The following is a 20,958-nucleotide window of genomic DNA, read 5'->3' on the forward strand; positions in this document are numbered from 1 at the left end:
ATGCTCATGACTTTCCTTCGACTGTTGGGTGAAGATGCCCATGTTTTCCGTCGTTATGGCTGGATGGCCATCACCCTCGGCATCCTGAACGGCCTGACTCTCACGCTTCTGGTGCCCGTGCTCGAACGCCTGCTGGCGCATGATGTGCGGGGGGCCGGGTTCTGGTTGACTGCGCTGGCGGCAGGGCTGCTGCTCTGCTGGGCCTGGCGTCGTCGGGTCGAGCAGGCCAGCGTGGCGGTTCGGGTGGCGGTGTTGCAGGGTTGCCGCCACCGGATTGGCGATCACATCGCCCGTCTGCCGGTGGGCTGGTTTACCCCGCAGAACACGGCACGGCTCAACCATGTGATGACCCACGGCATGTTTGAGCTGTCCGAACTGCCCGGCCACCTGTTTACCCCTATTCTGAGCGGTCTGGTCACGCCGCTGGTACTGGTGCTGGCCCTGCTGGTTCTGCACTGGCCCCTCGGCCTCATCATGTTGGTGGCCCTGCCCATACTGGCCGGAGTCTTCGTCATCAGCGCTCGCCTCGGCAGCCGTGCCGACGCCGCATTCCACAACCATGCAGCGCATACCAGCCAGCGCATTGTCGAGTTCGCCCAGGCCCAGTCGATGCTGCGGGCCTTCAGTGGCAAGGGGGACAGCATGGGCTTTCTGGAGCGTGCCATCGACAAACAGTACGCGGCCGGCTCGCGGCTGATCTATGCCTCTACCGCCTCTGTGGTGCTCAACAGCTGGGCGGTGCAGGCCGTGTTTGCGGCCCTGTTCATCACGGCCGTCATGTGGCTGAACAGCCAACTGGGAACGCAGTGGCAGGGCGAGGTGGCGATCACCACCATGGTCTCCCTGTTGTTGGTCAACCGGTTCATCGATCCGCTGCTGGACATCGCCGGTTATGGGGAAGTGCTGCGCAGTGCGCGGGGTCAGCTCGAGGCAGTCGCCGAGGTGATGGACGAGCAACCCCTGCCGGAGCCGGTCAACGGCGAGGCGCCGTCCGATGGCTCCGTGGAGCTGCGGGATGTGCGCTTCTCCTATGGCGCCGGGGCGCCCGAGGTGCTGCGTGGGGTGGACTTGTGCATCGCGCCTGGGCAGATGGTGGCGCTGGTCGGAGCATCGGGTTCGGGCAAGAGCACCCTGATGCAGCTGATCGCGCGCTTTTTCGACGTGGATGAGGGGAGTGTGCGCATCGGTGGCACCGATGTGCGCGCCATCGACAGCGCCAGCCTGGCTGGCCAGATCAGCCAGATCTTCCAGAGTACCTATCTGTTCCAGGGCAGCATTGCGGACAACATCCGCATCGGCAAACCGGATGCAACGGACGCCGAAGTCATGGAGGCGGCCCGACAGGCAGGAGTGGCCGAGATCGTCTCGCGCCTGCCGCAGGGGCTGGATTCGCAGGTCGGGGAGGGCGGTGCCCGCCTCTCCGGTGGCGAGCGGCAGCGCATCTCCATCGCCCGCGCTCTGATCAAGGGAGCCCCCATACTGCTGGTGGACGAAGCAACCGCCGCGCTGGATGCGGAGAATCAGGCCGCCATCGCCGAGACGTTGGCACGATTGCGTGGCAGACACACGCTGATCGTCATCGCACACCAGTTGTCGACCGTGGCGATGGCCGACCAGATTGTGGTGCTGGAAGCCGGCAGGGTGGCTGAGTCCGGCACCCACGAACAGCTCTGTTCGCTACGGGGTCGCTACGCCGACTTCCTGAACCAGCGCCACAGCGCCAAGGGATGGCAGATCGCCTGAGCCTGGCGCAGATCCCGCGCAAGCCCCGCCCTCTGGCGGGGCTTTTTGTGAATGACCGCTCGAGCGCAATTTCCTTCAATACCCCTCATCCCCGGCTCCGTAGGCTGACGACATTCAATCAGCAAGGAGTCCTCTTCATGGAAATGAGTCTGTTACTGTCGATGTGCGGGTTTGCTCTCGCCATGTCCATCTCCCCCGGCCCGGTCAACCTGGTCGCTCTCGGCAGCGGGGCCCAGCACGGTTTTCGTGCAAGCCTGCGCCACGTGGTCGGAGCCACCCTGGGCTTCATCCTGCTGCTCCTGTTGATGGGGCTGGGTCTGGGGGCCCTTCTGTCCCGTTGGCCCCTGGTGGTCGGTGCCTTGCACTGGGGTGGCATTCTCTTCCTGGGGTATATGGCCTGGCAGCTGGTCAGGAGCGGGGGAGAACTGGAGGGGGAGTCAGGGCAACGGCCCGCCTTCTGGTATGGCGCCCTGATGCAGTGGCTCAACCCCAAGGCCTGGCTGGCCGCCAGCATGGGCATGGGGGCCTACGGCGGCGCGGGTGGGTGGGGTCAGATGGTGGTGTTCACGGCGCTGTATCTGGTGATCTGTCTCGGCTCCATCGCCTGCTGGGCCTATGTCGGCAGCTGCCTGCAACAGGCGTTGCTCAGCCCCCGGCGATTGCGCTGGTTCAACCGCGTCATGGCCCTGTTGCTGCTGCTCAGTGCCGGCTATCTGTTGTTTGCAGAGGGCTGAACTGCAACCTGTATTGCCCCGGGGTGGCGGCGACCCGCCGTTTGAACTGGCGCTGGAAGTGGGCCTGATCGGCAAAGCCGCTCGCCAGCGCCACCTCGGCCAGGGGGTGCCCCAGTCTGAGCAGCTGGCGGGCGTGGCGTACGCGCCTGTCGAGCAGATAGGCGTGGGGGGTCATGCCGAAATGGTGATTGAAGGCGCGTACGAAGTGGGAGGGGCTGAGCCCGGCGACGGCACTCAGCTGCTGCAGGCTGAGCGGATTGGTGCTCTCATCCTGCATCAGTTCGGCGGCGCGCTGCAGGTGCAGTGGCGGCCTGTCATCCCAGCGGGCAGGGGTGAGCCTGGTCAGCAGCTGGTGGCCGAACATCTGGCAGGCCACTTCCTTGGCCAGCGGGTCCCGACCCTCCACCAGCTGGTGATGCAGCTGTTGCAACCCCAGATACAGCACGGGGTCACGGCTGGCGGTCATGTCGAATGGACGAAAGTCACCGCCGAGCCCCGCCTCCTGCTGCAGATCGTGCAGCCAGCGGGTGTCGAGATAGAACATCAGATAGGACCAGGGATGATCCGCGATGGGATTGCAGGCATGCACCTCCTCCGGGTTCATCAGCACCAGGCTGCCGGTACCGACCTCCTGTCGGCTGCGCTGGTTGAGGTAGTGGCTGTGGCCACCGGTGATGGCGCCGATGGAGAAGTGGGGATGGCTGTGCTTGTCGTAGCAGACCTGACGGCCATCTTGCACCGCCCGGGTCTCGATGAATGGCAGGGCCGGATCGCACCAGAAGTGGTGGCGATCCGGCCCTGAAGGGGAGCGGCTCATCCTGGCTGGGCGACCCGGGTGAACCTATCTGGGCGGTCAGCCACCGAGGTAGGCCTGGCGCACCGCCGGGTTGGCCAGCAGGGCCGCACCGGTGTCTTGCAGCACCACCCGGCCGTTTTCCAGCACATAGCCGCGATCCGCGAGCCGCAGGGCCTGGTTCGCATTCTGTTCCACCAGGAAGATGGTCATGCCCTGATCCCGCAGCTTCAGAATGATGTCGAAGATCTGCTGGATGATGATGGGGGCCAGCCCCAGGGAGGGTTCATCCAGCAGCAGCAGGCGCGGCTTGCTCATCAGGGCGCGGCCGATGGCCAGCATCTGCTGCTCGCCCCCCGACATGGTGCCGGCCCGCTGCTCCAGTCGCTCATGCAGCCGGGGGAACATGGTAAACACCTGATCCAGCAGCCCGTTCTGCTCCTGCTTGTCGACGAAGAAGGCTCCCATCATCAGGTTCTCCTCCACCGTCAGGCGGGAGAAGATGCGGCGCCCCTCCGGCACCACGGCGATATCCTTGCGCATGATGCTGGCGGTGGTGAGGGAGTCTATCTGCTCCCCCTCGAACCAGATGCTGCCACTGCTGGGTTTGGGTTCCCCACAGAGCGTCATCAACAGGGTGGTCTTGCCGGCGCCGTTGGCGCCGATCAGGGTGACTATCTCGCCCTCTTTGACTTCGACGCTGACATCGTGCAGCGCCTGGATCTTGCCGTAATGGGTCGATACGTTGCGAAGTTCTAACATCTTGCTTCTTCCTATGACTCGCCCAGATAGGCCTTGATCACGTCCGGGTTGCTGCGGATCTCATCCGGCTTGCCGTGAGCCAGCGGTGTGCCCTGGTTGACCACGAAAATGCGGTTGGAGATCTCCATCACCAGCTTCATGTCGTGCTCGATGAGCAGCACCGAGACCCCGAACTCGTCCCGCAGGTTGGAGATAAGCTCGTTGAGCTCATCGGTCTCCTTGGGGTTGAGGCCGGCAGCCGGTTCGTCCAGCATCAGCAGGTCGGGACGGGTAGCCATGCAGCGGGCGATCTCGAGGCGACGCTGCTGACCATAGGCCAGGTTGCCGGCGGCGCGGTTGGCGAGCTCCTTGAGGCCCACCTTCTCCAGCCAGAAGGCGGACTGCTCCAGCCCCTCTTTCTCGGCGCGGCGGAAGGACGGGGTCTTGAACAGACCGGCGATGAAGCTGGTATTGAGGTGGCGATGCTGGGCTACCAGCAGATTTTCCACTGCTGTCATCTCTTTGAACAGACGAACGTGCTGGAATGTCCGCACTATGCCCTTGCGGGCGATGAGGTGGCCGGGCAGCCCCTGGATCTCCTCTCCCCGGTAGCGGATGACGCCGCCGCTCGGACGGTAGAAGCCGGTCAGGCAGTTGAAGATGGTGGTCTTGCCCGCGCCGTTGGGACCGATGATGGAGATCACTTCCCCCTTGTCCACGTCCAGCTTGACGCCGTTGACCGCCAGCAATCCCCCGAAACGCATGGACAGATCAGAGACTTCCAACAACTTCTGATGATTGTTCATTTGCGGATCTCCAGCATACGGGGGGCACGGCTCATGGGCAGCACTCCTGCAAGGGAGCGCATCGACAGTGCGGGGACTGTCGGCAATCTTTGATGGCTGCTCATTTGCGGATCTCCAGATGGGGACGGCTCATGGGCAACAGACCCTGGGGTCGCCAGATCATCATGAACACCATCAGCAGGCCGAACATCAGCATGCGGTATTCGTTGAATTCACGGGCCAGCTCCGGCAGCACCGTCATGACGATGGCGGCCAGCACCACGCCGATCTGGGAGCCCATGCCGCCGAGCACGACGATGGCGAGCACGATGGCCGACTCGATGAACACGAAGGATTCCGGGCTGATGAAGCCCTGGCGCGAGGCGAAGAAGCTGCCGGCGAACCCCGCGAAGCAGGCGCCGATGGTGAAGGCGGTCAGCTTGATGATGGTGGGGTTGAGGCCCAGGGACTTGCAGGCGATCTCGTCTTCCCGCAGCGCCTCCCAAGCGCGGCCGAGCGGCATGCGCAGCAGGCGGTTGATGACGAACAGGGTGGCGATCACCAGCACCAGTGCCATCAGGTAGAGGAAGATCACCTTGTGGTTGGCGTTGTAGGCGATGCCGAAGAACTCGTGGAAGGTCTCGAAGCCCCCGTCCTTGACGGTGCGGTTGAACTCCAGGCCCCCCAGGGTCGGTTTGGGAATGCCGGAGATGCCGTTGGGGCCGCCGGTCAGGCTGGTCATGTTGTTGAGCAGGATGCGGATGATCTCACCAAAGCCCAGGGTGACGATGGCCAGATAGTCCCCTCGCAGCCTGAGCACCGGGAAGCCGAGCAGGAAGCCGAAGGTGGCCGCCATCAGACCGGCGATGGGCAGACACTCCCAGAAGCTCAGACCGAAGTAGGTGTTGAGCAGGGCATAGCTGTAGGCACCGACCGCGTAGAAGCCGACGTAGCCGAGATCCAGCAGGCCGGCGAGGCCCACCACCACGTTGAGGCCCAGACCCAGCATGATGTAGATGAGCGCCAGGGTGGCGAGATCGATGGCCCCGCGGGAGGCCATGAAGGGCCAGCTCACCGCGAACAACAGCACCAGCACGGCGGTGAGGTTGTAGAGCTTGGGGGCCTCCTCGGGGCTGGGCAGCACCAGCTTGGTGAAGCCGACAGAGAAGCCGCTGATGGAGGCCTGGAACAGCTTGGAAATCTGGCCGCGCAGCATCTGGAACCAGAAGACGATGGTGGTGCCCCCCAGCAGCCAGGCCAGGGAGACATCGAGGCGACTCACCACCAGCAGGCGGGAGCCTTCCGTCTCGAGCTTGAAGCCGAGCAGCCAGAAGGAGAGCACCAGCAGCATCAGGCTGGAGATGCAGGCATGGATAAATTGACGTTTCATCATACCTTTTCGACCTCCGGGCGACCCAGGATGCTGCATATGGACATGAACAGCGGCATCAGACAGGTGATAGGTGCATGAATAAATTGATGTTGCATCATACCTTTTCGACCTCCGGGCGGCCCAGGATGCCTGTCGGCATGAAGAGCAGCACAAAGATGAGCAGGGCGAACGCCATCACATCCTTGTATTCGGTGCTGAGGTAGCCAGCGGTGAGGGCTTCCACCACCCCGAGCAGCAGGCCGCCGATGACGGCGCCAGGAATGCTGCCGATGCCGCCCAATACCGCGGCGGTGAAGGCCTTCAGCCCGGCCATGAAGCCGAGGTAGGGGTTGATCACGCCGTAATACATGCCGAGCAGCACCCCGGCCACGGCGGCCAGGGTGGCCCCCAGCACGAAGGTGATGGAGATGACCACGTGGGTGTCTATCCCCAGCAGGTTGGCCATCTTGATGTCTTCCGAGCAGGCGCGGCAGGCGCGGCCCATGCGGGAGCGGCCGATGAACTGGGTCAGCGCCAGCATGGTGACGAAGGTCACCACGAAGATGATGAGCTGCATGTAGGAGAGGCTGGCCTGGAAGCCATCCTCGGCGCCGAGGGACCAGCCCCCGGAAATCAGGTTGGGCATGGCGATGTCACGCGAGCCCTGGGCCATCCGCATCATGTTCTGCAAGAAGATCGACATGCCGATGGCGGAGATGAGAGGGATGAGGCGGTTGCCGCCTCGCAACGGGCGATAGGCGACCCGCTCTATGGTCCAGCCATAACTGCCGGTGATGATGATGCTGACCAGGAAGGCGCCTCCCAGCAGCAGGACAGTGCTGTCGATGCCCATCATCATGAGGGCGGCCATCACCATGAAGGCGACATAGGACCCGATCATGTAGACCTCGCCGTGGGCGAAGTTGATCATGCCGATGATGCCGTAGACCATGGTGTAGCCGATGGCGATCAACGCATAGGTGCTACCTATGGTCAATCCGTTCAGCAGCTGCTGAACCAGATAAAGAAGGTGTTCGGACATACTGCGTTCCCTGTACTTGCCCGCAAAGAAAGGAGGGGGTGACGCTTGTCACCCCCGACCGGCAGATTATTTGAGTTGAGTGGAGGTGCCGTCGGCGTGCCACTGGAAGACGCCGAACTCGAAGCCTTTCAGGTCACCGTTCGGTGCCCAGCTCAGGGGGCCCATGACGGTGTCGATCGGCGCGGCCTTGATGGCAGCCGCCACGGCAGCGGGATCATCCTCACCCGCCTTGGCGATACCGGCAGCCAGGGTCTGTACCGCGGCATAGGTGGTCCAGACGAACGGGCCGGAGGAGTCCTGACCCTTGGCCTTGAACGCGGCGACGATGGGGGCGTTGGCCGGCACCAGGTCGTACTTGTTCGGCAGGGTGACCAGCAGGCCTTCGGAAGCCGGGCCGCCGATGGCGGAGATGTCCTTGTTACCCACCCCTTCCGGACCCATGAACTTGGCCTTCAGACCCTTCTCGCCAGCCTGGCGCAGGATCAGACCCAGTTCCGGGTGGTAGCCACCGTAGTAGACGAAGTCCACGTTCTCTTTCTGCAGCTTGGCGATCAGGGCGGAGAAGTCCTTGTCCCCGGCGGTGATGCCCTCAAAGGCCACGACCTTGACGCCGGCCTTGTCCAGTGCGGCTTTCACGCTGGAGGCGATGCCTTCACCGTACTGCTTCTTGTCGTGGATGACGGCCACGCGCTGGGGTTTGACCTGCTCGATGATGTATTTGGCGGCGGTCGGGCCCTGATCGCTGTCCAGACCGATGGTGCGCATGGTCAGCTGGTAGCCACGCTCGGTGATCTTGGGGTTGGTGGAGGCCGGGGTGATCATCAGCACGCCTTCATCTTCATAGATGTCGGAGGCGGGCAGGGTGTTGTCGGAGCAGAGGTGGCCGACCACGAACTTGACGCCGTCGTTGATCACCTTGTTGGCGATGGCCACGGCCTGCTTGGGATCGCAGGCGTCGTCATAGATGACGGCTTCGATCTGCTTGCCCTTGATGCCACCCGCCTTGTTGATCTGCTCGACCGCCATCTTGCCGCCGGTGAACTGCATGTCACCGTACTGGGCGACCGGGCCGGTCAGGGGGCCGGCGATGCCGATCTTGATGGTATCGGCGGCATTGGCGATGGAAACCGAGCCAAACAGAGCCAAAGAAACCGCTGCTCTGACTGCAATTTTACTGAAGTTATGCATTGATTCGTCCCTTAATCAGTGAATTGTTTCGTTTTATGGGCATCATTCCGAGCCTGTATCCGGCGGGCCCGGTAATAGGTAAGGTTCTATCATTCCTCGCCAGGCAATAACAAGATGTTAAAGATACTAACCGGAGCGGGTAGGGCAGGGGTTTTATGAAACAAAAGCCCTGTTTAAGTTTCGTTTGTGGAATTTAATATCGCCAACGCCAGTTAACATACTGACAACAAATTGTCATGGTGACAATTTTCAGAGTAAAAAACTGACGACATTTCGTTCTGCGCCTGCTCTCATTTTGACCAAAATTCGTTTGCGCAAATAGAAACGACCGCCTAGATTAGCCGAGATTGACAATTCACTGGCAGTGCCCGTTAAAACCAAGCCTTTATTCGGGAAATCTGCTACTGTTCCGCCTTTGTTATTCAGGAGACAGAGATGGCAACTATCAAGGATGTCGCCTCGCGCGCAGGCGTATCCATCTCCACCGTCTCACATGTACTCAATCACACCCGCCGGGTCAGCGAAGACGCGACCCAGAAGGTGCTTGAGGCGGTGGCAGAGCTGAACTACGCGCCCAACTCGGTGGCGCGCAGTCTCAAGATCAATTCGACCAAGACCATTGGCATGCTGGTGACTACCAGTGCCAACCCCTTCTTCGCGGAAGTGGTACAGGGAGTGGAAGCCTACTGCTTCGAGCAGGGTTACAGCCTGATCCTGTGCAACACCGAGAACCAGCCGCCCCGTCAGCAGCACTATCTGCGCATGCTGATGGAGAAGCGGGTGGATGGTCTGCTGGTGCTGGGGACCGACATCGATACCCAGTTCCGGGACATGCTGCGGATCCACAAGAATGTGCCGCAGGTGGTGCTGGACTGGGGCAACGAGTGTGATTTTGCCAACGTGATCAACGACAACGCCCGCATCGGCGCGCGTCTGGCGGTGAGCCATCTGCTGGAGCTGGGCCACCGGGAGATCGTCTGCATCACCGGCCATCTCGCCAAGCCCACCACCCAGCAGCGACTGGACGGGGTGCGCGACGCCCTGGCCGAGCAGGGACTGACCCTGAAGGACGAGCAGATCTTCGAGGGGGATTACGAGAGCCAGAGCGGCTACGATGCCATGCAGCGCATCCTGGCACTCCAGCCGCGTCCCACCGCCGTCTTCGCCTTCGACGATCCCATGGCGATCGGTGCCATCTGCGCCGCCTGGGAAGCCGGGGTCAAGGTGCCGGACGACATCTCCATGATCGGCTATGACGACATCGAGATGGCGCGCTTCTCCAGCCCGCCGCTGACCACCATCCGTCACCCCAAGGCCGAACTCGGTCTGCTGGCGGTGCAGCAGCTGGTGAGCCGGATCCGCAACAAGGAGCTGGAAGTGGAGTCCATGACGGTGCAGCCCGAGCTCATCGTGCGCAGCTCGGTCAAATCCCTGCGCTGACCCCACCCCGGTTGCCCCAGACCCCCTCCCTCGCGAGGGGGTTTTTGTTTTTGGGATTTATCGTCTGCTGCAGGAGGGTCAGGCCTTGAGGCCGAGCCGCCGGGCGAGGCGGTGCAAATTGCCGCTGTCGAGTTCGAGGGCCCGGGCGGTGGCGGCCCAATTGTCATTGTGGGCGGCCAGGGTGCGCTCGATCAGGGCGAGCTGGAAGGCGTCGGTGGCGGCGCGCAGCCCCAGGCCTGCGGGCAAGGGTGGCTGGATGGGCGTCACACTGGGGCTGGTGGACGGCGGGGCACCGTTTCCCAGCGTGAAGTGGTGGCTGGCGAGGCTGGGGGTCTGGCTGCCCTGCTCGGCCCGCGCCAGCACGGCGGCGCGATGGATGGCGTGTTCCAGCTCCCGCACGTTGCCCGGCCAGTCGTGGTGCTCGAGCAGTTGCAGGGCCTGGGGCTGGATGCGCAGCCGCTCCAGCCCCAGGCTGACCCGGCAGCGCTCGCAGAAGTAACCCGCCAGCAAGGGGATGTCGCCGGTGCGCTCCCGCAGGGCCGGGGCATGGATCGGGAACACGCTCAGCCTGTGGTAGAGGTCGGCCCGGAAGGCCCCCTCTACCACAGCCTGCTTCAGATCCCGGTTGGTGGCCGCCAGGATGCGCACGTTCACCTTGAGGGGAGTATCGTCGCCGATGCGCTGCAGATCGCCGTATTGCAGCACCCGCAGCAGCTTGGCCTGCAGCGCCAGGGAGAGTTCGCCGATCTCGTCCAGAAACAAGGTGCCCCTGTCCGCCAGTTCGAACTTGCCCGCCCGGTTGTGGATGGCGCCGGTGAAGGCCCCCTTCACATGCCCGAACAGTTCGCTCTCCGCCACCGATTCGGGCAGGGCGGCGCAGTTGAGGTAGACCAGGGGATTGTCAGCCCGCTGGGAGCCCTGATGCACCGCCTTGGCGATCAGCTCCTTGCCGACCCCCGTCTCCCCCAGGATCAGCACGTTCAGCTCCGAACTCGCCACCACTTCTATCTCGTGGCGCAACCTCGCCATGGCGGGGGACTGGCCAATCATCTCCGGCTGGCCCTGGCCGGCCTGCGGGCCCGGTGCGATGGGTTCGCTGCTCTGGCGGGCGAGCCGCTCCAGCAAGAGGGCGTTGCTGAGGGCCGCCGCCGCCAGGGCGCCCACCAGCCGCAGCTCCTCGTCGCTGATGTCGTCGAACTGGGTCGGGTTCATGCCGTCTATGGTCAGGGCGCCGATCAGCGTCTGATCCGCGAACAGGGGCAGGCCGACGCAGGCATGTACCTTGAAGTCGTCGTGATCCGGGATCAGGCCGTCATAGGGGTCGGGCAGCAAGCTGTCGGCGGGGAAGCGCACCACGTCGCCAGCGCGGGCGATGGCCTCCATGCGCGGATGATCCCGCAAGGCGAAACGGCGCCCCAGCACGTCCTGCATCAGGCCGTCGATGGCGAGCGGCACGAACTGCCCCCCCTCGTAGCGCAGCAGGGCCGAGGCATCGGAGTTAAGCAGGCTGCGCACGCTCTGGATCAGACGATGGAATCTGTCCTGATGGGAGATGCCGAGTTGCAGGTCGAGGGCGATGCGCGCCAGGCTGTCGGTCGAGATCACGGTAATTGTCCAAATGACAGTGTGTTTGTTGTTTTGACTATAATGACGAAGTGTCTTAATGACAATGATTGATGTGTGTGTTGTTTAAAAACAATGAGTTACAAGTTGGCACGTCCGCTGCAATAGCCAGTTCAGTCGAACATACACTTTGCATTCAAGGAACAGCCAGATGAGCATTCACGTCAAGAACAACATCCACTGGGTCGGTCAACGGGATTGGGAAGTGCGCGACTTCCACGGCACCGAGTACAAGACCCACAAGGGCACCAGCTACAACAGCTACCTCATCCGTGAAGGGAAGAACGTGCTGATCGATACCGTCGATCACAAATTCAGCCGCGAGTTCGTGCAGAACCTGGCCGCCGAGATCGATCTCGCCTCCATCGACTATGTGGTGATCAACCACGCCGAAGAGGACCACGCCGGTGCCTTGACCGAGCTGATGGCCCGCATCCCCGGCACCCCCATCTACTGCACCCACAACGCCATCGACTCCATCACCGGTCACCATCACCACCCGGAGTGGAACTTCCAGCCGGTCAAGACCGGTGACAGCCTGGATATCGGCAACGGCAAGCAACTGGTGTTCATCGAGACTCCCATGCTGCACTGGCCCGACAGCATGATGACCTACATGACCGAGGATGCCGTGCTCTTCTCCAACGACGCTTTCGGTCAGCACTACTGCGACGAGCACCTGTTCAACGACGAGGTGGATCAGACCGAGCTGATGGAGCAGTGCCAGCGCTATTACGCCAACATCCTCACCCCGTTCAGCCCGCTGGTGACTGCCAAGATCAAGGAGGTGCTGGGCTTCAACCTGCCGGTGAGCATGGTGGCCACCTCCCACGGCATCGTCTGGCGCGAGGATCCCACCCAGATCATCCTCAAATACCTGGAGTGGGCGGACAACTACCAGGAGGATCGCATCACCCTGTTCTACGACTCCATGTCCAACAACACCCGCATGATGGCCGACGCCATCGCCCAGGGGATCCACGAGGTGGACCCCGGCGTGGCGGTGAAGATCTACAACGTGGCGCGCCACGACAAGAACGAGATCCTGACCCAGGTGTTCCGCTCCAAGGGCATTCTGGTGGGCTCCTCCACCATGAACAACGTCATGATGCCCAAGGTGGCGGGCATGCTCGAAGAGATCACCGGCCTGCGTTTTAGAAACAAGCGTGCCGCCGCCTTCGGCAGCTACGGCTGGACCGGTGGTGCCGTGGATCGCATCCAGACCCGGCTGATGGACGCAGGCTTCGACATCAGTCTCTCCCTCAAGGCCAAGTGGCGCCCTGACGGTTCTGCCCTGGCCGAATGCCGCGAGCACGGCCGCCATATCGCTCGCCAGTGGGCGCTGCATTCGCTGGAGGCGCCCCGTCCGATCACCACAACCCAGGCCGAAAAGGCACCGGCTCCCGCGATGGCGGCTACGGTGACCCCGGCGCCGCAAGCCGCACCGGTGGCTGCAGAGTGGGATGACGATCAGGCCATGCTCTGCACCGTCTGCCAGTGGGTCTATGACCCGGCGTTGGGTGAGCCGGATCAGCTGGTGGCGCCGGGTACCCCCTGGGCCCAGGTGCCGGACAGCTTCCTCTGCCCGGGCTGCGGCATCGGCAAGGAGGTGTTCGAACCCTGCGCGGTGGAGGCCTGCGTATGAGCCTGCTTCCCAAGAGTGACGAGATAGTGGTGATCGGCAGCGGTTTCGCCGCCCAGCAGCTGGTCAAGAGCCTGCGCAAGCTCGACGGTGAGAAGCCCATCCGCCTCATCACCGCCGACGGTGGTGACGAGTACAACAAGCCCGATCTCAGCCACGTGGTGAGCCGGGATTGCAGCGCCGCCGCCATGACCCGGCTCTCCGGGGCAGAGTTCGCCGAGCAGCAGCGCATCACGCTGCTGCCTCACAGCCCCGTGCTCGCCATCGACCCCGTTCGCCGTCTGGTGCAGACCGCCGAGGGGGAGCATCCCTACGGCAAGCTGGTGCTGGCCACGGGGGCCAGTGCGGTGCGTCCCGACATCCCGGGCAGCGACTACCTGATCACCCTCAACAGCCAGCAGGAGTATGCCGCCGCCGAGGAGCGGATCCGCGGGGCCAACCGCATCCTGGTACTGGGCGCCGGCCTCATCGGCTGCGAGCTGGCGATGGACATGGCGAGCGCAGGGAAAGCGGTCACCCTGATGGATATGGCTCCCAGCCCGCTCGCCAGCCTGCTGCCAGCGACCCTGAGTCAGCCGCTGCAACAGGCGCTGCGCGCGCTGGGAGTGAGCCTGAAATTGGGGCAGGGCATCAGCGGGATCGATCCGCTGCCCGGTGAGGGCTGGCGAGTCACTCTGGATGACGGCCAGACCAGCTCGCAGGATCTGGTGATCGCCGCCATCGGCCTGCGCCCCAATCTCGCCCTGGCCGAGAACGCCGGACTCGAGGTGGGACGGGGCATTCGGGTCGATGACAGCCTGGGAACCAGCGATCCCCATATCTATGCCCTGGGGGATGGCATTGAATGGCGGGGGGAACTGCTACCCTTCCTGCAGCCCATCGTGCTGGGGGCCAACGCCCTGGCCAAGACCCTGCTCGGCACCCCGACGGCACTGACCCTGCCCCCCATGCTGGTGAAGGTGAAGACACCGCACTACCCGCTGCAACTGGCGGGCCGCACCCGGGGCGACGATCTCGCCTGGCAGTGCCGCTGGAACCACCTGGGTATGGTGGCCGAGGCCCGCGGTGCCGATGGAGAGCTGTGCGGTTTTGTGGTGGGAGGCGATCAGATGAGCGCTGCCTTCCCCCTGCTGCGCCAGCTGCCCCGTTGATTGTTCAATATGCCAAGGCCGGGATGACCCGGCCAGATTGAGGAGAATGGCCATGTCCATGAAACTGATCCCGTCCCACTGGGTGGTGCGTCGCTCCACCCCCTTCTTCACCCGTGACAACGTGCCCGCCGCCCTGCTGACCCATCACAACACCGCCGCCGGGGTGTTCGGTCAGCTCTGCGTGATGGAGGGCAGCGTCACCTACCACGGCTTCGCCGACGAGCAAGCCGAGGAGCCGGAGATAAGCCTGGTGATCCGGGCCGGGGAGTTCGCCACCAGTCCGCCCCAGTATTGGCACAGGGTCGAGCTGTCGGAGGATGCCCGCTTCAACATTCACTTCTGGGCCGAGCAGGCCGAATCGGATCAGCCGCTGTTCAATAGCCGAAAAGCATAGGGTTCAACAGCCGCCAATAACCGCGTTCGGCCGTCGCAAAGCGTGAGCGTGGGGCAGGGGGGAGAAATCGCTCCCCCTGCCCATGCAGATCAAAATTGTCAATTCAGATGTTCGTTATCCTGCTCCCTCGATTCGGATGAGCACTGAGAGGGAAGCATGAGCCTGTTGGAAGCCCTGACCATGACCACTGGTCTGGTCTATCTGATCCTGCTGCTATGGCAGCGTCGCCGTGGTTGGGGCTGGACGTTATCCCTGTTGCTGGCCGCTGTCCTCTGGTTGCTGGCGGCGGACTCCGTGCTCTGGCTCGCGCTGGGGCTGGTGGCCACGGGGCTCGCCCTGTGGCGGCGACATCAACCCCTGCCAATCCTGGCTTCCATGGATAGCCAGCGTCTTAGAACCACGACCAGGCAGTTGTTGATGCTGTGCTGGGGATTGGTGGCAGTGCAATATGTCGTCCATATCGAGCAGCTCGGGCCGGGGATGACCCCCTGGTTGATGCGTCCGGACGTGGTGGACGGCTTCCTGCCCATTGCCGGCGGGCTCGGGCTGCGGGCCTGGCTGACCCAGGGGCTGGTGGATCCCCACCATCCGGCGGCCACCGTCACCGTGCTGGTGCTCTGTCTGTCGGCTCTGCTGCTGGGGCGGGCTTTCTGTGCCTGGTTCTGCCCCCTCGGGCTGGTGGGGGAGTGGCTGCACGGCCTGCGCGCGCGCCTGCTGCCGGGAGAGTGGACGCCGCCGCGCTGGCTGGATCTCGTCCTGCGCGGCCAGAAATTTCTGGTGCTGGCTTTCCTGCTGTTCATCGTGCTGATCGCGGTGCCGACCGCCGCCCTGCCGGGCTATCTCGCCAGTCCCTATCATCAGGCCGCCGACATGAAGATGGGGGCCTTCTTCTTCAACCTGACCCTGATCTCCGGTCTGTGTCTGGGCTGGGTGCTGCTGCTCACGGCGGCCTTCAGGCAGGGATTCTGCCGCTACCTCTGCCCCTATGGCGCCTGGCTGGCTCTGCTCGGGCTGCTCACGCCCCTGCGCATCCGCCGTGACCCGGCTCGTTGCCTGCGAAACCAGGGCCACGACTGTGACAAGTGCAGCCGGGCCTGCCCGTCGCGCATCCAGGTGCATCAGCTGATTGCGGTGCGAAGCCTGGAGTGCACCAGTTGTATGAGCTGCGTGGCCGCCTGCCCCAAGCGGGCCGATGCGCTCCACCTCGGCACCCGGCAACGCCGGCTCAGCCCGGCCTGGCTGTTGGCCCTGCTCTGCCTGTTGTTGCTGGTGCTGCCGCTGCTCTCCCATGGCCTGCTGGATACCTGGGTCAGCCAGACTCCCTTGTCCGATCGCGCCTACCTGCTGCAGATGTTGCCCGGGTTGAGCCACTGACTGGGCACTCGCCGCCCCAGGGGGCGGCGAGGAAGATCAGCGACGCCGATAAAACTGTTAGCGTCATCCCAAATTGTTCATTTCATAATTGCCAATCAATTAACGTACACCATAATGGAGTACGTTAATTGAGCGTTATTCATTCCAACCAGATGAGCAACAACATGGCTACCATGATCGCCTCACCGAAATGGTTCACCCTGGATCACAAGATCGCCTTCTTCTTCCCGCTGTAATATTTCGCGGTGTCTTTCATATTGCTGACAATATGATGGCCCGCACCCATCCCGATTTTAAATAGCATTCAAGCTTGCTCGCCAAATAGATTGGCGAGACGCTGACGTGCCCCCTGATCTCACTCATATATATCTGCCTGAATATTATTTCTGGTGGAGGGTGAGATTCATCCTGAATATTGAAATATGGATCTTCATATCATGGAAAACTTCAAGCATCTGCCCGAGCCGTTCCGCATCCGTGTCATCGAACCGGTCAAACGCACCACCCGCGCCTACCGGGAGGAGGCGATCGTCCGCGCAGGCATGAACCCCTTCCTGCTGGACAGCGAGGATGTGTTCATCGATCTGCTGACCGACAGCGGCACAGGTGCCATCACCCAGGACATGCAGGCCGCCATGCTGCGCGGTGACGAGGCCTACAGCGGCAGCCGCAGCTACTACGCCCTGCAGCAGGCGGTGCAGGCCATCTTCGGTTATGCCCTCACCATCCCCACCCACCAGGGGCGCGGTGCCGAGCAGATCTACATCCCCGTGCTCATCAAGAAGCGGGAGCAGGAGAAGGGGCTGGATCGCAAGAAGATGGTGGCGCTTTCCAACTATTTCTTCGACACCACCCAGGGCCACACCCAGATCAACTGCTGCGTGGCCAAGAACGTCTACACCCAGGAGGCGTTCGATACCTCGGTCACCGCCGACTTCAAGGGCAACTTCGATCTGGTGAAACTGGAGGAGGCGATCCTGGAGGCGGGCCCGGCCAACGTGCCCTACATCGTCAGCACCATCACCTGCAACTCCGCCGGCGGCCAGCCGGTGTCGATTGCCAACCTCAAGGCGGTATACGCGATCGCCCGCAAGTACGACATCCCGGTGATCATGGATTCGGCCCGCTTCGCGGAGAACGCCTACTTCATCCAGCAGCGCGAACCCGGCTACGCCGACTGGTCCATAGAGGCGATCACCCTGGAGTCCTACAAGTACGCGGACGGTCTCGCCATGTCCGCCAAGAAGGATGCCATGGTACAGATGGGCGGCCTGCTCTGCTTCAAGGACGACAGCATGCTGGACGTCTACACCGAGTGCCGCACCCTGTGCGTGGTGCAGGAGGGCTTCCCGACCTACGGCGGCCTGGAAGGGGGTGCCATGGAGCGGCTCGCGGTGGGACTGCGTGACGGCATGCGCCAGGACTGGCTGGCCTATCGTATCGGCCAGGTGCAGTACCTGGTGGATGGCCTCGAGGCCATCGGCGTGGTGTGCCAGCAGGCCGGGGGCCATGCGGCCTTCGTGGATGCGGGCAAGCTGCTGCCCCACATCCCGGCGGATCAGTTCCCGGCCCATGCGTTGGCGTGCGAGCTCTACAAGGTGGCCGGCATCCGGGCGGTGGAGATTGGCTCCCTGCTGCTGGGGCGCGACCCCGCCACCGGCAAACAGCACCCCTGCCCGGCGGAGCTGCTGCGCCTGACCATCCCCCGTGCGACCTATACCCAAACCCACATGGACTTCGTCATCGAGGCCTTCGGCGAGGTGAAGAAGAACGCCAGCAACGTGAAGGGTCTGGACTTCATCTACGAACCGGCGGTATTACGCCACTTCACCGCTAGGCTCAAAGAAGTCGACAATCATCAGAAAACGACCGCCAGCAAGAGCGAAAAATTAATAGAAGCATAACGAGTCAGGGGCACCTTATTGGGTGCCCCTTTTATTTCACAGCTCTGTGAATTTTTGGGAGTAACACAAGATGACAGCCAAACCATCCGTTGCAGGAGGGGCCTGTATTATTGCCAGCGTGTGCGTCGGTGCCGGCATGCTCGGCCTGCCGAGTGCAGGCGCCGGTGCCTGGACCACATGGTCATCCCTGGCCATTATTCTGACCATGATAATAATGACTATTTCAGGCTGGATGTTGCTGGAGGCATTCAAACGTTATGAGTTGAGCGCCTCTTTCAATTCGGTTACCAAGGATCTGCTCGGCCATAAAATAAATATCTTCAACAATATGACCGTCTATTTCGTCGGCGGTATTCTGCTCTACGCCTATATCACGTCGTCCGGCCTCATTCTGAGCGGCCTGTTCGACATCGGCAGCCAGCTTGCCTCCGTGTTGTTCGTGCTGGCGTTCTCCTGGTTTGTCTGGCACTCGACCCGGGCGGTGGATCGCATCTCGGTGGTGCTCATCGTCTTCATGGTGTTGAGCTTCGTGTTCGGGGTGTCGGGCCTGGCGGCCAAGATAGACACCGCCCTGCTGTTCAACAGCCTTGCCGAGGAGATGCGCCAGGCCCCCTATGCCCTGGCCATGCTGCTGGTGGCCCTCACCTCCTTCGGCTATCACCACTCGGTCGCCTCCATGCGGGCCTACTACGGGGAGGAGCACAAGGCGAAGCAGGCGATCCTCGGTGGCACCCTGATCGCGCTGGCGCTCTACCTGCTGTGGCTGCTCAGCATCTTCGGCAACCTGCCCCGCGGCGACTTTGGCCCCGTCATCGCCAAGGGCGGAAACGTGGACGTGCTGCTCAAGGCGCTGGCCTCGGTGGTCGAGTCCAGCCAGGTGTCCCAGGCCATCAACCTCTTCTCCATGGCGGCCATTCTCTCCTCCTTCATCGGGGTGGGGCTCGGGGTGTTCGACTATCTGGCGGACTTGTTCCAGTTCGACAACAGCCGCGCCGGTCGTACCAAGTCCTGGGCGGTGACCTTCCTGCCGCCCCTGTTGCTCTCATTGCTATTCCCGTTTGGCTTCGTGGTCGCCATCGGCTACGCCGGTGCGGCCGCCACCGTCTGGGCCTGCATCATCCCCGCCCTGCTGGCGAAGAAGTCGCGGGAGAGTGAGGGGGGAGAGGCCGGCTTCCAGGCGCCGGGGGGACAACCCATGGTGGTCGCCGTCATCGCCTTCGGGGTGCTGACCGCCATCTTCCACTTGTTGGCCATGGCGGGTCTGCTGCCCGTCTATGGGGGCTGAGTCGCCCCCCCTCCCGTCATATCGAGAGGGCGCCTGCGGGCGCCCTTGCGTTGCCTCCTGCCCACTCCCCCTCTGGTGGAAAACCGCCTGCACCTCACTCTCTGCGTCCTTCGGGTTTGATACCCGGGGGCATGCAGGGTAAAGTCTCACCCTCAAAAATGGCGGCCCTGCTGCCATCTTGAGATCGGTAGCCAGCCTCAGCCACGTCTTGTCTCGCTGACGCAGCAGCAAGCGGCTGGGCGCCGATAGTACAGCTTCTGCCGTCGATACAGCAGCAAGCGGCTGGGCGTCGATAGTACAGCTTCTGCCGCTGACGCAGCAGCAAGTGGCTGGGCGCCGATAGTACAGCTTCTGCCGCCGATACAGCAGCAAGCGGCTGAGTGTCGATAGTACAGCTTCTGCCGCCGATACAGCAGCAAGTGGCTGGGCACCGATAGTACAGATGAGCGCGATCTTACGATGACAACCGGCGTAGCAGATGCAACGGTCCGCGGTCGCGACCAGATCAACAATCGTCTTTGGGGAAATAAATGGAACATAAACCATCGTTGGTGGGCGGGGCATGCATCATTGCCGGCGTCTGTGTCGGAGCCGGTATGCTGGGGCTGCCCAGTGCGGGGGCGGGCGCCTGGACCCTCTGGTCCATGCTCGCGGTGGCGCTGACCATGGTGGTGATGACGGTCTCCGGCTGGATGCTGCTGGAGTCCTACAGGGGCTATCCCCTGCGCGTCTCCTTCGATACCGTGACCCGGGATCTGCTGGGGAACAAGGTCAACGCCCTCAACAATCTGAGCGTCTACTTCGTCGGCGGCATTCTGCTCTACGCCTACATCACCTCGGCGGGCCTCATCATCGAGGGCATGACCGGGCTCGGCAGCAAGCTCTCCTCCATCCTCTTCACCCTGGTGTTCTCCCTGGTGGTGTGGCACTCCACCCGGGCGGTGGACCGCATCTCTATCTTGCTGGTGATCCTGATGGGGCTGAGCTTTGCCTTCGGCATCTCCGGCATGTCCATGAACATCCGCCTCGACCTGCTGCTGGATCGGGTCGGCAGCGAGAGCCATTATGCTCCCTATGCCCTGGTGATGCTGCCGGTGGCCCTCACCTCCTTCGGCTATCACCACTCCGTCTCCTCCATGCGCGCCTATTACGGCGAGGAGCGCCGCGCCAGCCGCGCCATCCTGGGGGGCACCGTCATCGCGCTCGCCTTCTATCTCGTCTGGCTGGCCAGCGTGTTTGGCAACCTGCCCCGCAGCGAGTTCGGCCCGGTGATCGCCGAGGGGGGCAACGTGGATGCCCTGCTCAAGGCGCTCGGCTCCGTCATCGAATCCAAGGCGGTGGCGAGCGCCCTCAATGCCTTCTCCATGGCAGCCATCCTCTCCTCCTTCATCGGGGTGGGGCTCGGGGTGTTCGACTATCTGGCGGACTTGTTCAAGTTCGACAACAGCCGGGGCGGCCGCGCCAAGTCCTGGGCCGCTACCTTCCTGCCGCCCCTGGTGCTCTCCCTGCTGTTCCCGTTCGGCTTCCTGGTGGCCATCGGCTACGCCGGTGCCGTCGCCACCCTCTGGACCTGCATCATTCCGCCCCTGCTGGCCTGGAAGGTACGGGCGGCCAAGGAACAGGGCGAAGGCTTCCGGGCGCCGGGCGGGGTGCTGATGATAGGCCTGATCATCCTGTTCGGGGTGCTGACCGCTGCCTTCCACCTGCTCAACATGGTGGGCTGGCTGCCTGCCTACACCGGCTGAGG

18 protein-coding genes are annotated in these 20,958 nt (G+C 63.0%); 11 read left to right on the forward strand and 7 right to left on the reverse strand.

Going from position 1 to position 20,958, the window contains the following annotated elements:
* A complete protein-coding gene (locus ABNP46_RS00480) occupies positions 1–1,743 on the forward strand; it encodes an ABC transporter ATP-binding protein (RefSeq protein ID WP_349920523.1) in 1,743 nt (580 codons plus the stop codon).
* Between the two features lie 137 nt (positions 1,744–1,880).
* Entirely contained in the window at positions 1,881–2,477 is a 597-nt protein-coding gene (locus ABNP46_RS00485; RefSeq protein WP_349920524.1) for a LysE family translocator, read from the forward strand.
* On the opposite strand, the gene ABNP46_RS00490 is transcribed toward ABNP46_RS00485, so the two are convergent.
* From ABNP46_RS00490 to ABNP46_RS00515, 6 genes are all read right to left on the reverse strand, one after another.
* On the reverse strand, positions 2,443–3,294 hold the full coding sequence (locus ABNP46_RS00490) for an AraC family transcriptional regulator (protein WP_349920525.1): 852 nt from the start codon (positions 3,292–3,294) through the stop codon (positions 2,443–2,445). The two genes, ABNP46_RS00485 and ABNP46_RS00490, sit on opposite strands and share 35 nt — an antisense overlap.
* A 36-nt stretch (positions 3,295–3,330) precedes the next feature.
* Positions 3,331–4,032, reverse strand: coding sequence for an ABC transporter ATP-binding protein (locus ABNP46_RS00495; RefSeq protein WP_349920526.1), 702 nt, complete (start codon positions 4,030–4,032; stop codon positions 3,331–3,333).
* Positions 4,033–4,043: 11 nt separating this feature from the next.
* A complete protein-coding gene (gene livG / locus ABNP46_RS00500; protein WP_349920527.1) occupies positions 4,044–4,817 on the reverse strand; it encodes a high-affinity branched-chain amino acid ABC transporter ATP-binding protein LivG in 774 nt (257 codons plus the stop codon).
* Positions 4,818–4,917: 100 nt separating this feature from the next.
* Positions 4,918–6,186, reverse strand: coding sequence for a high-affinity branched-chain amino acid ABC transporter permease LivM (locus ABNP46_RS00505; protein WP_349922331.1), 1,269 nt, complete (start codon positions 6,184–6,186; stop codon positions 4,918–4,920).
* Between the two features lie 97 nt (positions 6,187–6,283).
* Positions 6,284–7,210 (reverse strand): high-affinity branched-chain amino acid ABC transporter permease LivH, encoded by a 927-nt coding sequence (gene livH, locus ABNP46_RS00510; RefSeq protein ID WP_349920528.1) that lies wholly within the window; start codon positions 7,208–7,210, stop codon positions 6,284–6,286.
* A gap of 66 nt (positions 7,211–7,276) precedes the next feature.
* Positions 7,277–8,398 carry a branched-chain amino acid ABC transporter substrate-binding protein gene (locus ABNP46_RS00515; RefSeq protein WP_349920529.1) on the reverse strand — a complete coding sequence of 374 codons (1,122 nt, stop codon included), beginning with the start codon at positions 8,396–8,398 and terminating at the stop codon, positions 7,277–7,279.
* Between the two features lie 435 nt (positions 8,399–8,833).
* On the opposite strand from ABNP46_RS00515, the gene ABNP46_RS00520 reads away from it, so the two are divergent.
* Positions 8,834–9,838, forward strand: coding sequence for a substrate-binding domain-containing protein (locus ABNP46_RS00520; RefSeq protein ID WP_349920530.1), 1,005 nt, complete (start codon positions 8,834–8,836; stop codon positions 9,836–9,838).
* Positions 9,839–9,916: 78 nt separating this feature from the next.
* Here ABNP46_RS00520 and norR read toward each other — a convergent pair whose 3' ends face one another.
* Positions 9,917–11,443, reverse strand: coding sequence for a nitric oxide reductase transcriptional regulator NorR (norR, locus tag ABNP46_RS00525; protein WP_349920531.1), 1,527 nt, complete (start codon positions 11,441–11,443; stop codon positions 9,917–9,919).
* A 169-nt stretch (positions 11,444–11,612) separates the two neighbouring features.
* Here norR and norV point away from each other — a divergent pair, with 169 nt between their 5' ends.
* The 8 genes from norV to ABNP46_RS00565 all read left to right on the forward strand — a co-directional run bounded on the left by norV (position 11,613) and on the right by ABNP46_RS00565 (position 20,956).
* Positions 11,613–13,106, forward strand: coding sequence for an anaerobic nitric oxide reductase flavorubredoxin (norV, locus tag ABNP46_RS00530; RefSeq protein ID WP_349920532.1), 1,494 nt, complete (start codon positions 11,613–11,615; stop codon positions 13,104–13,106).
* A complete protein-coding gene (gene norW, locus ABNP46_RS00535) occupies positions 13,103–14,254 on the forward strand; it encodes an NADH:flavorubredoxin reductase NorW (protein WP_349920533.1) in 1,152 nt (383 codons plus the stop codon). The genes norV and norW overlap by 4 nt, the downstream gene beginning before the upstream one ends.
* Before the next feature lie 52 nt (positions 14,255–14,306).
* Positions 14,307–14,648, forward strand: a complete 342-nt coding sequence (locus ABNP46_RS00540) for a DUF1971 domain-containing protein (RefSeq protein ID WP_349920534.1) — start codon at positions 14,307–14,309, stop codon at positions 14,646–14,648.
* A gap of 156 nt (positions 14,649–14,804) precedes the next feature.
* Positions 14,805–16,022 (forward strand): 4Fe-4S binding protein, encoded by a 1,218-nt coding sequence (locus ABNP46_RS00545; RefSeq protein WP_349920535.1) that lies wholly within the window; start codon positions 14,805–14,807, stop codon positions 16,020–16,022.
* Between the two features lie 128 nt (positions 16,023–16,150).
* The gene (gene tnaC, locus ABNP46_RS00550) at positions 16,151–16,258 is read left to right on the forward strand and encodes a tryptophanase leader peptide (RefSeq protein WP_349920536.1); all 108 of its coding nucleotides are present in this window, start codon (positions 16,151–16,153) and stop codon (positions 16,256–16,258) included.
* A 201-nt stretch (positions 16,259–16,459) separates the two neighbouring features.
* Positions 16,460–17,926, forward strand: coding sequence for a tryptophanase (gene tnaA, locus ABNP46_RS00555; RefSeq protein WP_349920537.1), 1,467 nt, complete (start codon positions 16,460–16,462; stop codon positions 17,924–17,926).
* A 70-nt stretch (positions 17,927–17,996) separates the two neighbouring features.
* Positions 17,997–19,211: an aromatic amino acid transporter gene (locus ABNP46_RS00560; RefSeq protein ID WP_349920538.1), complete on the forward strand. Its 1,215-nt coding sequence runs from the start codon at positions 17,997–17,999 to the stop codon at positions 19,209–19,211.
* A gap of 530 nt (positions 19,212–19,741) precedes the next feature.
* Positions 19,742–20,956, forward strand: a complete 1,215-nt coding sequence (locus tag ABNP46_RS00565; RefSeq protein ID WP_349920539.1) for an aromatic amino acid transporter — start codon at positions 19,742–19,744, stop codon at positions 20,954–20,956.
* The last annotated feature ends 2 nt before the right edge of the window (positions 20,957–20,958 follow it).

This window comes from Aeromonas veronii, from assembly GCF_040215105.1.
Taxonomy (GTDB): Bacteria; Pseudomonadota; Gammaproteobacteria; order Enterobacterales; family Aeromonadaceae; genus Aeromonas; species Aeromonas veronii_G.

Bases quoted from the DNA above. Each gene is read 5' to 3' on its own strand.
- ABNP46_RS00480 (WP_349920523.1), top strand. From the start codon at position 1: ATGCTCATGACTTTCCTTCGACTGTTGGGTGAAGATGCCCATGTTTTC.
- ABNP46_RS00485 (WP_349920524.1), top strand. From the start codon at position 1,881: ATGGAAATGAGTCTGTTACTGTCGATGTGCGGGTTTGCTCTCGCCATG.
- ABNP46_RS00490 (WP_349920525.1), bottom strand. From the start codon at position 3,294: ATGAGCCGCTCCCCTTCAGGGCCGGATCGCCACCACTTCTGGTGCGAT.
- ABNP46_RS00495 (WP_349920526.1), bottom strand. From the start codon at position 4,032: ATGTTAGAACTTCGCAACGTATCGACCCATTACGGCAAGATCCAGGCG.
- livG (WP_349920527.1), bottom strand. From the start codon at position 4,817: ATGAACAATCATCAGAAGTTGTTGGAAGTCTCTGATCTGTCCATGCGT.
- ABNP46_RS00505 (WP_349922331.1), bottom strand. From the start codon at position 6,186: ATGAAACGTCAATTTATCCATGCCTGCATCTCCAGCCTGATGCTGCTG.
- livH (WP_349920528.1), bottom strand. From the start codon at position 7,210: ATGTCCGAACACCTTCTTTATCTGGTTCAGCAGCTGCTGAACGGATTG.
- ABNP46_RS00515 (WP_349920529.1), bottom strand. From the start codon at position 8,398: ATGCATAACTTCAGTAAAATTGCAGTCAGAGCAGCGGTTTCTTTGGCT.
- ABNP46_RS00520 (WP_349920530.1), top strand. From the start codon at position 8,834: ATGGCAACTATCAAGGATGTCGCCTCGCGCGCAGGCGTATCCATCTCC.
- norV (WP_349920532.1), top strand. From the start codon at position 11,613: ATGAGCATTCACGTCAAGAACAACATCCACTGGGTCGGTCAACGGGAT.
- norW (WP_349920533.1), top strand. From the start codon at position 13,103: ATGAGCCTGCTTCCCAAGAGTGACGAGATAGTGGTGATCGGCAGCGGT.
- ABNP46_RS00540 (WP_349920534.1), top strand. From the start codon at position 14,307: ATGTCCATGAAACTGATCCCGTCCCACTGGGTGGTGCGTCGCTCCACC.
- ABNP46_RS00545 (WP_349920535.1), top strand. From the start codon at position 14,805: ATGAGCCTGTTGGAAGCCCTGACCATGACCACTGGTCTGGTCTATCTG.
- tnaA (WP_349920537.1), top strand. From the start codon at position 16,460: ATGGAAAACTTCAAGCATCTGCCCGAGCCGTTCCGCATCCGTGTCATC.
- ABNP46_RS00560 (WP_349920538.1), top strand. From the start codon at position 17,997: ATGACAGCCAAACCATCCGTTGCAGGAGGGGCCTGTATTATTGCCAGC.
- ABNP46_RS00565 (WP_349920539.1), top strand. From the start codon at position 19,742: ATGGAACATAAACCATCGTTGGTGGGCGGGGCATGCATCATTGCCGGC.